13 protein-coding genes are annotated in these 12,433 nt (G+C 45.6%); 7 read left to right on the forward strand and 6 right to left on the reverse strand.

Going from position 1 to position 12,433, the window contains the following annotated elements:
- Window positions 1-59: 59 nt before the first annotated feature.
- Window positions 60-671, reverse strand: coding sequence for a dephospho-CoA kinase (locus HUU58_00130; protein ID NUN44060.1), 612 nt, complete (start codon window positions 669-671; stop codon window positions 60-62).
- Window positions 672-820: 149 nt separating this feature from the next.
- Between HUU58_00130 and HUU58_00135 the strand changes: the two genes are divergently transcribed.
- From HUU58_00135 to fbp, 3 genes are read left to right on the forward strand one after another with little or no spacing between them, the layout of a single operon-like run.
- A complete protein-coding gene (locus HUU58_00135; protein ID NUN44061.1) occupies window positions 821-1,846 on the forward strand; it encodes an aminotransferase class I/II-fold pyridoxal phosphate-dependent enzyme in 1,026 nt (341 codons plus the stop codon).
- A gap of 4 nt (window positions 1,847-1,850) precedes the next feature.
- The gene (gene deoC, locus HUU58_00140) at window positions 1,851-2,744 is read left to right on the forward strand and encodes a deoxyribose-phosphate aldolase (GenBank protein NUN44062.1); all 894 of its coding nucleotides are present in this window, start codon (window positions 1,851-1,853) and stop codon (window positions 2,742-2,744) included.
- A 46-nt stretch (window positions 2,745-2,790) separates the two neighbouring features.
- The gene (gene fbp, locus HUU58_00145) at window positions 2,791-3,792 is read left to right on the forward strand and encodes a class 1 fructose-bisphosphatase (GenBank protein ID NUN44063.1); all 1,002 of its coding nucleotides are present in this window, start codon (window positions 2,791-2,793) and stop codon (window positions 3,790-3,792) included.
- Window positions 3,793-3,795: 3 nt separating this feature from the next.
- On the opposite strand, the gene HUU58_00150 is transcribed toward fbp, so the two are convergent.
- The 4 genes from HUU58_00150 to modA are packed head-to-tail and all read right to left on the reverse strand — an operon-like array spanning window position 3,796 to window position 6,511.
- Window positions 3,796-4,668 (reverse strand): ABC transporter ATP-binding protein, encoded by an 873-nt coding sequence (locus tag HUU58_00150; protein ID NUN44064.1) that lies wholly within the window; start codon window positions 4,666-4,668, stop codon window positions 3,796-3,798.
- A complete protein-coding gene (gene modB / locus HUU58_00155) occupies window positions 4,668-5,336 on the reverse strand; it encodes a molybdate ABC transporter permease subunit (protein NUN44065.1) in 669 nt (222 codons plus the stop codon). Before modB ends, HUU58_00150 begins: the two co-directional genes overlap by 1 nt.
- 4 nt (window positions 5,337-5,340) lie before the next feature.
- Complete coding sequence (locus HUU58_00160) at window positions 5,341-5,745, reverse strand: TOBE domain-containing protein (protein NUN44066.1); 405 nt, start codon at window positions 5,743-5,745, stop codon at window positions 5,341-5,343.
- On the reverse strand, window positions 5,738-6,511 hold the full coding sequence (gene modA / locus HUU58_00165; protein ID NUN44067.1) for a molybdate ABC transporter substrate-binding protein: 774 nt from the start codon (window positions 6,509-6,511) through the stop codon (window positions 5,738-5,740). Before modA ends, HUU58_00160 begins: the two co-directional genes overlap by 8 nt.
- A 256-nt stretch (window positions 6,512-6,767) precedes the next feature.
- Here modA and HUU58_00170 point away from each other — a divergent pair, with 256 nt between their 5' ends.
- From HUU58_00170 to HUU58_00185, 4 genes are all read left to right on the forward strand, one after another.
- Complete coding sequence (locus HUU58_00170; GenBank protein NUN44068.1) at window positions 6,768-7,775, forward strand: TIGR01212 family radical SAM protein; 1,008 nt, start codon at window positions 6,768-6,770, stop codon at window positions 7,773-7,775.
- An 84-nt stretch (window positions 7,776-7,859) separates the two neighbouring features.
- Window positions 7,860-9,020 (forward strand): hypothetical protein, encoded by a 1,161-nt coding sequence (locus HUU58_00175; GenBank protein NUN44069.1) that lies wholly within the window; start codon window positions 7,860-7,862, stop codon window positions 9,018-9,020.
- A 77-nt stretch (window positions 9,021-9,097) separates the two neighbouring features.
- Complete coding sequence (locus HUU58_00180) at window positions 9,098-10,378, forward strand: hypothetical protein (protein NUN44070.1); 1,281 nt, start codon at window positions 9,098-9,100, stop codon at window positions 10,376-10,378.
- Window positions 10,372-10,779, forward strand: a complete 408-nt coding sequence (locus tag HUU58_00185; protein ID NUN44071.1) for a hypothetical protein — start codon at window positions 10,372-10,374, stop codon at window positions 10,777-10,779. The genes HUU58_00180 and HUU58_00185 overlap by 7 nt, the downstream gene beginning before the upstream one ends.
- Window positions 10,780-10,824: 45 nt before the next feature.
- Here HUU58_00185 and HUU58_00190 read toward each other — a convergent pair whose 3' ends face one another.
- Window positions 10,825-12,426 carry an energy transducer TonB gene (locus HUU58_00190; protein ID NUN44072.1) on the reverse strand — a complete coding sequence of 534 codons (1,602 nt, stop codon included), beginning with the start codon at window positions 12,424-12,426 and terminating at the stop codon, window positions 10,825-10,827.
- Between the last annotated feature and the right edge of the window lie 7 nt (window positions 12,427-12,433).

The following is a 12,433-nucleotide window of genomic DNA, read 5'->3' on the forward strand; positions in this document are numbered from 1 at the left end:
ATGAGATCTGTGCGATGATGTGGAACTGCCATGCGCTAAGGTACGTTTTAAATATAAATTTACCGCTTGTTATTATTCACCAACGTATCGAATAATGCTTCTACTTTTCGATTAAGATCAACCAAAGATGTATTGTTGGTCAACACATAATCGGCGCGACGTTCTTTTTCTTCGATCGGCATTTGTGCACGTATGCGCAACATCGCGTCTTCCGATTGAATCTGATCCCGTGCCATTATCCGTGTCATGCGTATTTTTTCATCCGCCGTCACGACGATCACCTTGTCAAAGGTATCGGCTATCTCGGCTTCATAAATCAATGCGGCATCTACCAATATCATCGGCGGATTATTTTTTTGCGTCTCATCAATCCGAGCACGCATGGCTTGCAGTAAATGCGGATGCACGATGGCGTTGAGTTGTTTGACACGTTCGGGATTTGAAAAAACAAACGTCCCCAACAGTTGTCGTTGCAAGCGGCCCTGAAAATCAAAAAAAGCTTCACCAAACGCGCGTCGTATTTCCGATCGAACCGCCGCATCCGACTCCACGACATGACGGCCAAGCCGATCGGCATCAATCACTATCGCACCGAGCCGTTCAAAAATACGCGCTACTTCCGTTTTGCCGCATCCGATACCTCCGGTGAGACCGATCAAGGGTGAACTCATTGCATTCCTGATTTGATGACATCCAGACGTGCGGTTAAAACTACCAAAACACAGGATGACTATCAATAGCCGTGATATGAAAAAATCTTTTGTTTAAATTTTTTTAAAATCGTATTCTCTATAAAAATTTAACCAATTCTTATTTATCCGTGATTGATTTACGCAGCGATACGGTAACCCAGCCTTCACCGGCTATGCGGGATGCGATGGCCTCTGCCAAGGTTGGCGACGACGTCTTCGGAGAAGATCCGACAGTTAATGCCTTACAGGAAGCTGTGGCGCACATGTTGGGCCATGAAGCGGGTTTATTCGTCCCCAGCGGTACGATGGGCAACCAATTGGCAATTAAAACACACACACGCCCTGCTAACGAAATCATCATTGAGGCCGATGCGCATATTTTTAAATACGAATGCGGTGCCTCATCCATGATTTCCGGCGTCATGACCAAAACCCTGCACGGACAACGCGGTATTCTTACCGCTTCGCAGATCGCGGTAGCCATCAATGGCCCGGATATCCACAACGCGCCCACCGGCATGATCGCTTTGGAAAATACGCACAATCGCGCGGGCGGTACGATCTATCCGATTGAAACTGTAAAGCAGATTTCCGATCTGGCACGTCAACGCCATATCCCTTTGCATCTAGACGGCGCTCGTCTAATGAATGCGTGTGTAGCAAGCCATATCAAACCGCAAACCTACGGTGTTTTATTCGACTCCGTGTCTCTTTGTCTGTCTAAAGGCTTAGGTGCGCCCGTAGGCTCTGTGCTGGTTGGCAATAAATCTTTTATCGCACAAGCGCGCTATTACCGCAAGGCATTGGGCGGCGGTATGCGCCAGGCCGGTATTCTCGCCGCGGCCGGCTTATATGCATTACAACATCATGTCAATGATCTCGCAGACGATCACCGTAAGGCCCAAATTTTAGCTGAAACATTATCCGCGTTGCCGCCTTTTGAAATAGACGTCACGACGGTGCAAACCAATATCGTTATTTTTGATGTTGTGAATCCGGCTTTAGATGCGCAACGTGTAGTAGATCATCTCGGTTCGCAAGGTATTTTGGCGATTCCATTCGGGGAACGCAAAGTACGTTTTGTCACCCATCGCGATCTTACGTTTGAACAAATAGATGAAGCTGTTTCCATACTTCGTAAACAATACCAATAAACTCATGAGCACAGAAAAAATCATCGCTGACCAAATTGATCGCATTCTTGCGGATATCAAAGGAGTTGCCGCCGTATCCGAACCTGCATGCGATTGCCGCATCAATAAGCCCGCGACCCCAAGCGAAGCCTGCGCATGCAATACAGCAACGGAAGCCGAGATCTATAACAATTTCGTCGAATGCGGTGCGTGCCGCATTTCCGCTGCGCTCGGCATCGATGCCGAAAAAGAACGTGTCGGGCGAATGATTGATCATACGTTGCTCAAGCCCGAAGCCACGGCGAAAGAAATCGACCAACTCTGTGAAGAAGCGGCCAAATACTGTTTTGCATCCGTATGCATCAATCCAAGCTGGGTCAAACGCGCTGCACAAAAACTGGCGCGCAGCGGCGTCAAAGTGTGCACCGTCGTAGGTTTCCCCTTAGGCGCTACGAGCACACAAGCCAAAGCTTTAGAAACTGAAATCGCCGTATCGCACGGTGCTCAAGAAGTGGATATGGTGATCAATGTCGGTTGGCTCAAATCCGGTGAATACGAATTGGTCAAAAAAGATATCACCGCTGTGGTGCGTCATGCCGGTCGCCAAGTGCCCGTCAAAGTGATTTTAGAAACATGCCTTCTTACCAATGAAGAAAAAATAAAAGCCTGCGTACTTTCCAAAGAAGCCGGCGCCGCTTACGTTAAAACTTCGACCGGTTTCAACAAAGGAGGCGCTACCGCGGCCGACATTGCACTGATGCGGCATGTCGTCGGACAAGACATGGGCGTCAAAGCCTCCGGCGGCGTTCGTACGTATGAAGATGCACTGCAAATGGTTCAATCGGGCGCATCGCGTATCGGCGCAAGCGCCAGCGTAAAAATCGTTACCGGCAAATCCGGCGAAGCGGCCGGTTATTGATTGATACGACGATTTAAAAAACATCTTAATTCATCAGGATTGCAACATGCCTAACCGTTTTAAAACCATTGAGCGACATATCATTGACATGGAACGCCTGCACCCCGAGGCATCGGGTGAATTGACGGGTCTGCTTTCCGACATTGCGCTCGCGGGTAAAATCATTTCATCGGAAGTCAATCGTGCCGGATTAGTCAACCTGCTCGGACTGGCTGGCGGCGAAAATGTTCACGGCGAAGCGGTAAAAAAGTTAGATATGTTTTCCCACGACATGCTGGTCAAAATTATTTCCGGCGGACGGGGCGAAATTTTTATGCTGGGTTCCGAAGAGATGGAACATCCTCTTTCGCTTGATGATAATTACCCCGACGGCAAGTATATCGTCAATTTTGATCCGCTTGACGGTTCATCCAATATTGATGCCAATGTCAGCGTGGGCACGATTTTTTCTATCCTAAAAAAAGACTCCTCTTCCAACCCTAAAGAAGCCTGCCGCCAGAGCGGTGTCCAGCAAGTCGCCGCGGGTTATATTATTTACGGTTCCAGTACGATGTTTGTTTACACGGCCGGTCACGGTGTCCACGGTTTCACGCTGGATCCGGGGCTCGGCGAATTTATACTCTCGCATGAAAACATAAAAACACCCGAACGCGGAAAAATATACAGTATCAATGAAGGCAATTCGAACAAGTGGCACGACGGTGTTCGGAATTACATCGCATATCTTAAAGAAGAAAATAAATCCGATAAACGCCCCTATTCCTCGCGTTATATCGGATCTTTGGTTGCCGATTTTCATCGCAATTTACTCTATGGCGGTATTTTCCTTTATCCGGCAGATCGTTCCAATCCTGAAGGGAAATTGCGTTTATTATACGAAGCCAATCCTTTAGCCATGATCGTTGAAGCAGCCGGAGGAGCCGCTTCCGACGGACATCGGCGCATCATGGAAATCGAACCCACGGCTTTACATCAACGAGTTCCTCTTATCATCGGAAGTAAAGCGGACGTAGAAACAGCTTGTGCTTTTATTCAGGGCCAGCGTTAATCGTCAATTCTGTTTTATAATGATTGGATTAAAGGCTTTGGAAACCACGGTAACGCGATCACCGATTTGAAGTGATGCGACGTCCGAGGCCGTTGCTACAACGCGAATCAATTGCTCCCCTGATGCGATCGTGAGAATAAATATCGTATCGTTGGGTTCCATGCCCACAACTTCACCATCCATTCTAAACTTTCCGCTTAAATGTTTATCATGATAAACATCCATCGGATTACCCAGCTTAGCCATTCGCCCATTATCCAAAACGCAAACCCGATTTGATAAGCGGCAAATTTCCGCCATGTCATGGCTTACCCAAACCATCATCGATGGCGCTTCATTCCACAGGGTCAATATCTCTTGCTGCATTTTTTTTCGCAACGCCGTATCCATTGCGGCTAGCGGTTCGTCCATTAGGAGAAGTACCGGCTTACGAATCAATGCTCGCGCCAAAGCAACACGTTGCTTTTGACCGCCCGACAACGTATCAGGTCTTCGCGAAGCAAGACCCTCCAGTTCGGTGAGTTGCAACATTCGCCGGACCGCTTCATCATCGGGTTCACTCAACGCAAATGCGAGATTTTCATATATCGTCATATTGGGAAACAATGCATAATCCTGGAATACAAATCCTACAGCACGTCGTTCGGGAGGATGATTGATTTTTTTTTCGGAATCAAACCACGGTTGATCCTGCCAATAAATGCGACCGCTATCCGGTTCAGTGAGTCCGGCCAGCATACGAAGAAGGGTTGTTTTTCCGGAACCGGACACGCCGGTTAATGCTAAACGTTCATGCGCAGGAATCTCCATACGTATTTCCATAACGACATGCCCGGAGGAGGTTTCAATCGTTTTTTTAATATCAATGGACAGCATTATCGGCCTCCGGCATTATTTTTGGACTCGATAACATGAATACCGAATAACACACACCATGAAAAAATTACTAACACAAGAGCATAGGTGTGGGCCATCGAATAATTCATTTGTTCAACGGCTTCGAATAGCGCGATAGAGGCCACTTTTGTTTTTTCAGGAATACTTCCGCCAATCATTAGTACAACGCCAAATTCGCCTACCGTATGCGCAAACGTCATGATAGACGCCGAAACGACAGCCGGACGCATATTGGGTAATAGAACATGATATAGGATCTCCCCTCTTGATTTCCCCAATGTTTGTGCCGCTTCGATCAACGATCGGTGCACTGAACCAAAACCCGTACGCAACGGATTAACCATAAACGGCAAACTGAAAATAAACGAACCGATAAGAAGTCCCGTAAATGAAAAGGCAAGGCGCACATCAAACCATGATTCGATCGCAGCGCCAAACCAAAATTTTGGTGAAAACGCGATCAGCAAATAAAATCCCAATACCGATGGAGGCAATACCAGAGGCATGCTTACCAACGTTTGCAACGGTATGCGCCATTTGCTTTTAGTAAATGCGAGATAGTAAGCCAACGGAATACCGGCTATCAGCAATAATACCGTCGTACAACTTGCCAATTTGAACGTCAGCCAGAAAGGCGCCCAATCCATCATGCTACGCGTCCTCCCAAACAGCTACCGCTTGCGCATTCACGTATACTTCAAGATTATGATTTTCCTCCAACGACATACGCTTGGCATTTTCTGTAGTGATAACCGATCGGATAGTACCTATCGCAGTTTGTACTTCTACTTCTGTCAAAAGTTTACCCCATCGAATATGAACAATTGTTCCTGCCCATTGATTGGACATACTACCGTGCCGGCATTCTTGCGGTAATAAGTTCACTTCGGTTTCTTTAAACACAGCGTACACTTGTATATCCGGTTTTAGATACGATGCCGTTTCAGGTGTTTCGATAATAACGGCTGTTAACTGAGCGTTCGCGCTTTGCATCGTCACCAAAGACAATGATGCTTCGGTTTCAATAGCAACGATATGACATTTAATTTTATTCATGAATTCTTGTATAACCAAATTTCACAAAAACTTCTTTGGCTGTATCCGAATAAATAAATTCAAAGCATTGCCGGGCCTCCGACTTATCACTTAATAAAGCAGCACTTTGTATGATCGGATTATACAGTGTCGAATCAACGATACGATAGTATCCTTTCAAACCCGTCGGTGCACTCAATACTGATGACAACGCTGTCAACCCTATATCCGCCGTTCCGGTTGTAATGTACTGATTCACCTGGGATATATTTTCACCGAAAATCAGTTTATCCTTCACGCGTTCGTACTTTCCGGATTTTTTCATCGCGTCCATGGCGGCCTTACCGTATGGTGCCAATGCAGGGTCAGCGATAGCAATGTGACGAATTTCGGCTTGGTCAACAGAACCCATTGCATCGTCGGAGTAAAGCGTCCTAACAGACCAAGCGACCAATTGACCTTGGGCATATGAACGCGGGCGCATACGCGTCAATTTCTTTTCATATAAAATATTTGGAAATACCGTATCGGCGGATAAAAAAATATCATAGGGTGCGCCGTGTTCGATCTGAGTCGCAAGTTTACCCGATGCGCCGGAAATGATCTCTACGCGAATTCCGGTTTGTTGCGTGAATATCGCCATCAAAGCCTTAGTTGCGGGACTTACATTGCTAGCGACGGCAATACGTACCGACGACTGCGAATGTAATTCGAAGAAGCTCAATACCATCACCATACACAAATTGACAAAGAGATTTTTGATCAAATGCTGTAACGAAGCGGGCATTCGTTAATTACTTTTTTAAAATCATTGATGATGACAACGCTCATTAAGGCCGATCTGAAATTACAAATTTAAGAGATTAATCACAACCATAGCTTATTTCGCCTCGCAGCTCAAGTTATTGAAATTTTAACGCTTATGATGTTACCTCGAAAATGAAATTGTAAAAATTTATGCTATAATACCCGTGAACGGTCGGTTTCCCTTGCGAACGCTAAAAGTGCGTCGTATATTTAGATGAAGACATTACTTCACACGCATGACCACTTCGCCTACTTTAATACAAAAACGCTTTCAATTTCCTCCGGGTCAAAATCCCTTCATAACCGAAGAACAACGTTTTTTTTCATATAATCATTACATTCGTTCGCGTTTTGGTCAAAGGATTCATCGTGTTACGGTGGATGCCGGATTTACATGCCCCAACCGCGACGGAACGGTGGCTTCCGGCGGATGTACATATTGTAACAACGACGGTTTCAGCCCGGCTTCGCAGATTTATCGTGTAAAAAAATACCTTAAGCCTTCAACGCCGGTGCACGATCAGATAGCCAACCATATTGATGCAATGAAAAAGCGTTTTAAAACGGATAAGTTTTTCGCGTATTTTCAGGCCTATAGCAATACGTATGCGCCGGTGGACGAACTCGAAACGCTCTACCGAGAAGCCCTCCGTCATCCGGATATTATCGGTCTTGTCGTTGGGACACGTCCCGATTGTGTGGACGAAGAAAAGCTCCAGCTTTTACAGTCCATAGCCGAAACTCATTACGTCAGTATCGAATACGGTTGTGAATCCATATACGATAAAACATTACAATGGGTAAATCGCGGACATGACTTTGCCTGCTTTATAGACGCGGTCGAAATGAGTGCGGGACGTAATTTGGATGTGGCCGCACATATTATTCTCGGTTTTCCGACCGAAACACGGGACGAGATGCTTGCGATGGCTGATGCAATAAATCGCTTACCGGTAGATTTTATAAAGATTCACAACCTCCACATTGTTGCCCAAACGCCACTCGCCTTTCAATACAAAAAGTCACCTTTCCCTGTGTTTGAGCAACACGAATATGGCATGTTAGTATGTGATTTTCTTGAAAAATTGTCTCCTAACATTTGCATTCAAAGATTATATGGCGATGCCCCGCGCGATATGCAAATCGCTCCCCGGTGGTCCACAACCGGCCAGGATATGAATCTTTGGGTTCAGGCCGAGTTGACACGTCGTCAGTCGTTTCAGGGTATTCGTACAACTGAATGATCATCTGAATTATTTGTTCTTTGCTTTGCTACTTACCACTGCGTTACGGTTTACTCTGTAACGCCAAAACCGTAGGAGGTCTCCATGATAAGCCAAAAAACGATCGAACGGTTATCTAAAATCGGCAGCAGAGATTTTTTTATCACCAGTTTATATCTCAATTTGGATCATACACAGAAACACGGTCAATACAAAATCGCTCTGAAAGATCTGCTGAAAGACCGTCGCCATCGTCTGGATGAATTTCGTAAGAATAAAAAAATATCCAAGGAACAGATCAAATCGCTCGAAGATGATTTTGTTCGAATTGAAAATTATATCCAGCACGAATTTGTCAGCAAAGATTCCGGAAAAGGATTGGCCATTTTCAGCTGCAGCGCTACGCATTTCTGGGAAATTCTCGAATTGCCTCAACCGGTTCCCAATCATCTCAATGCCGATTTTGATCCCAATATCCGCATTCTAAGCGAATTATTATGCGATTACCGTCACTATGCCATCGCTCTCGTTGATAGCAGCAAAGCTAAAATCGTTGATGTCAATCTGGGTTTCGTTCGTGAAGTGTGGTCTGTCGAACATGCGATAACCGGCAAAACCAAATTTGGCGGCGTGGATGGCACCCAAGAGCGTAATGCCGAGCGAGCGCACGATGAATCTGTTCATAAACACTTTAAGGTTGTGGCGACCGAGGTTGAAAAAGTCTTCGATCACAGCGACCATATGTGGCTTATCCTCGGCGGACGGCAAAATTTCCTACCACAGTTCGAGTCTCTTCTCTCCGCCCCGGTTCGTAAAAAAATTGTCGGCCACATCGTGATTGATCCGGAGGCATCGCTCAACGAAGTTTTGGGCAAAGCGTACACGATCGCCGAAGAAGCCGAAGCCGCCCATGAAAAAGAAATTATCGAACAATTACGCGGCGAAGCCAGTAACGGCGGTAAAGGAATTTTTGGTCTACAACCTACTCTGCAAAGCCTCCGCAAAGGCGGCGTAAGCACGCTTGTAGTGACGAAAGGATATCAGGCGCCGGGATTTGTTTGTCATAAATGTTTTTTCATAGGTACTCCTGAGGAAAAAGGCAAACACGATACTTGCCCGATCTGTTCCGGACCAGCACACAACGTCGAAGATGTCGTCGAAGAGGCTATTACTTTTGCTTATATGCAAGGATGTAAAGTAGAAACCACCAATGAAAATTCGCGCATGCGTATCATGGGTGATTTTGGAGCGCTACTTAGGTATTGACCTCATGATGAGTTTATTATATGTTTTAAAGGTAAGTTAAACGGCTTACCTTTTTTTTTAAACAAACACGATTAGCTATGACCAACACACGCTCTGTATTTCTTACGATCTTTGTTCTATGTATCACACAAGCCCAAAGTACCAACGGCCAAGATTTAGATCACATCGAAAAATTCAACAGCGTAAAATCCTTATTTACTTCGCGTTGCATTTCTTGCCACGGTGGTGATGAACCGGTGGCCGGTCTACGGCTTGATCGCAATCTCTATGCACAGATCGTCAATGTTCCCAGTAACGGCAATCCCGGCTTACATCTCATTCAACCCAACTCTCCGGAATCCAGTTACCTTTATCGAAAAGTAGCAATGCAACCGAACGAATTACCCTTTGCGGATGATCCCATGCCGCTGGACGATGTTCCGTTAAGTTCTTCTGAACTGCAAATCATACGAGAATGGATCGTCTCATTTGATCCGGCCTTATGGCCTGCGGAAAATCAAAATAGCTCGATTGTTCAAAATCCTGCTTCAGAGATCATACCAAAGTTTTTGGCTACACAATTGATCAATATGCCCACGACACAAACATTGGGTAACCGTAGTGCGGAATTTCGCATCATGCACCGTTTTGGCTTGATCAACGGCGGTCCCGACGGAGGAAATACGTATGGAGGTTTTTTTGGCATGGATGCAGGTGCTATAACAAGTATCAACCTTTCCATAGCTGTCACGAATAATGCGGATATTCTGCTTCGGCGTACTGGAACCAATAAAGATTTTGAATTGGGCGTCAAATACGTGCCGTTTCATTTCAACGAACGTTTTCCGACGGATATCGGTTTTTTTGGAAGCGTAGACTGGATTAGCCGGGATGACGTGCCCGCGCGTCATAAATTCTCACCTAATCTCCAAATGATGATCGGTAGCCGCCCATTTGACAACCTGAGCATACTCGTAGTGCCCGGAATCGCCTTTAAAAGCAATCACAATGCTACGATCACCAAAACGATCAATGATACTACAACCCAAGCCTATCGCGATACGCGGGCTACTACGGCTATAGGACTGGGGGCGGAATATCTGATAGGCCGAGGCTATGCGATTTCAGGTGAATACATTCCCCGTCTCGGAGGTTATAAAGGAAATTCGTTTTCAAACGATCGCAGGTTTGATAATTGGAGCCTTGCTTTTTCATACAAAGTTCGCCTCCACGTATTTCAGCTTTTAGTTTCCAATACCCAAACGATGCATACCACTCAATATTTGCCCGGAAGTTCAACTATTACCAAGAATGCATTATACAATAAGGGCTGGAATTTTCACTTCGGATTTAACATATACAGGCAATTCAAATGGTAAAAGAAATCAAATTATTTTCGTTACTCGTTTTTGTAATGATTTTGTTATCGGCATGCGGCGAATTGAAAGAGGAATCTCAGCCGACGTTATTAGTACCGACAGATGTGCAGTCTATATTTAATGATCAATGCGTCGGTTGCCACTCCGGCTCTTCCCCTGCGGGATCGCTTAACTTGTCCGTGGGTAATGCATATACCCAATTGATCAATGTCACAAGTACTATCGAACCGACATTAAAGCGCGTCGTACCGTCGGATACTGCAAATAGCTATCTTGTGGATAAAATTATGGGTACACAAACAGTTGGAGAACGTATGCCGGATGGTGGGCCTTATTTGTCGGCAGCTCAAATGAACATTATCAAATTGTGGATTCAAACCGGTGCGGAGGCCAGACCTTAAAATGCTTCCGTCGGCTGTAAGCGAAAAATAAAAAAATAATTCTGCTTATTTCATTAGAACTGTTACCACAGTCCAATATTTGACCGGCACACCACCGGACAAACCCTGTTCGAATAGCCATTGCTTCACAGCGGCGATCGCGGCGTCATTGATCATCTGATCCCAGTCTTTGTTACCAATGCGTTTGGAAACGTAAATTTCTTCAGGCTTTCCATCTGTTCCAACAAGTACACGCATCGAAACAGTGCCATTCAGCTTAGCCTTTTTAGCAAGATCAGGCATGACGGGGCTGACTTTTTGAAGAGCTTTAGGATTATTATCTAACTCATTGGCCATCTTTGTGGGCACAAAGACCGGTGCCGCAGGCTTAGATTCTACTGGCTTAGGCGCAGTTCCTGCGGAAGCGGCATTAGTCGTGGACGCATCCGGAGTAGTGGTCGTTATGGTTGCAGCGGCTTCTTTGTTTACGGTCACGACAGGCTGTTTTACGGTAGCCGCTGCCGCCGTTTTCTTTTGATCTTCTTCTTGTTGCTTTTGCAATGCAAGACGGCGTTCTTGCTCAATACGAATTTGCTCCTGCTGTTTGAGCTGTTCTTCAAGTAAAGCTAAACGCTCTTTTTCCTTACGTGCATCTTCGGCTCGTTTTTGCCGCTCCGATTCGGTTAACCCTGCCCCGCCGGCTTTATCTGTAGGTTTTGCCTGAGCCAATTGTCTTTTTAAATCTTCGATTTCTTTGCGACGTTTTTCTTGCTCTGCTTTAGTATCCGTCGGTGCATCGGCCGCGATATTTTTAAACTCCAGATAAGATATGTTACCCGTGCTGTACACCGGCGTAAATACGACGAGACCGAATTTGTTATTCTCATCATCATCATGGATAAAGCGATCGGCGTTAAAATTATCACCCCAGTCGTTACGTTGTGCGTAAACGACATTTTTGGTATGATTGTATAGATTAAACTCCAGATTATTATAAATAGCATTTTTCCCGCTATTTTCGCCGAGCCGTGTATCGCCGATCAGCGGTTTAGAGACGTCCTGCACTAAAACACCATAACGATTGCCCGTGATTTCATTGGCATTGATACTTGGCGATGAATTTATTTTGGCGTTAATACCGGCGTAACCGTTATTCTGTATCTGATTGTTGTTAATTTTAGGTGTGGACATAATATCGCAAAGGATACCATTCCAATAATTTCCTTCGATACGATTACGAAATATACGCGGCGCGGAGTTGATACAGGTGATACCGTCGTAGGCAAACTCTATCACACAGTTCGATAAAATACTGCGGTCTTCACCCCGACGAAATATCAAACCGTACCAGTCGCCCGCCTGAGGTTGAAGTGTGCTTCCCTTCTCACCCGGATCGGTGAAATTACTGGAGGTAAACCGTATTTGAAATTTTTCCTGACCTTCGGCGCGTAAAATGCCTTCCACAATCAGTTCAGACTTTGCAACGTCAATTCCTCCGGCTTCATCATCCTGGTTCGCCATAAATCGGATCAAGGTATTGGGGCGTATGCGCACAGTAATACCCTCCGGTATCGTGACGTCTCCGGTAACGGTAATCACGCCTTCCCATGTTTCGTCTTTTCGAATGACGCCGGATTTGTCCGCAGCCCACACTGAAAAACTGTTCACCAGTACA

It is taken from the genome of bacterium (assembly GCA_013360215.1).
Lineage (GTDB): Bacteria > CLD3 > CLD3 > SB21 > SB21 > JABWCP01.

Coding starts and splice junctions, on each gene's coding strand:
- HUU58_00185 (NUN44071.1), top strand. CDS start 10,372: ATGGTAAAAGAAATCAAATTATTTTCGTTACTCGTTTTTGTAATGATT.
- modB (NUN44065.1), bottom strand. CDS start 5,336: ATGGATTGGGCGCCTTTCTGGCTGACGTTCAAATTGGCAAGTTGTACG.
- fbp (NUN44063.1), top strand. CDS start 2,791: ATGCCTAACCGTTTTAAAACCATTGAGCGACATATCATTGACATGGAA.
- HUU58_00130 (NUN44060.1), bottom strand. CDS start 671: ATGAGTTCACCCTTGATCGGTCTCACCGGAGGTATCGGATGCGGCAAA.
- HUU58_00175 (NUN44069.1), top strand. CDS start 7,860: ATGATAAGCCAAAAAACGATCGAACGGTTATCTAAAATCGGCAGCAGA.
- HUU58_00180 (NUN44070.1), top strand. CDS start 9,098: ATGACCAACACACGCTCTGTATTTCTTACGATCTTTGTTCTATGTATC.
- HUU58_00160 (NUN44066.1), bottom strand. CDS start 5,745: ATGAATAAAATTAAATGTCATATCGTTGCTATTGAAACCGAAGCATCA.
- HUU58_00150 (NUN44064.1), bottom strand. CDS start 4,668: ATGCTGTCCATTGATATTAAAAAAACGATTGAAACCTCCTCCGGGCAT.
- deoC (NUN44062.1), top strand. CDS start 1,851: ATGAGCACAGAAAAAATCATCGCTGACCAAATTGATCGCATTCTTGCG.
- modA (NUN44067.1), bottom strand. CDS start 6,511: ATGCCCGCTTCGTTACAGCATTTGATCAAAAATCTCTTTGTCAATTTG.
- HUU58_00170 (NUN44068.1), top strand. CDS start 6,768: ATGACCACTTCGCCTACTTTAATACAAAAACGCTTTCAATTTCCTCCG.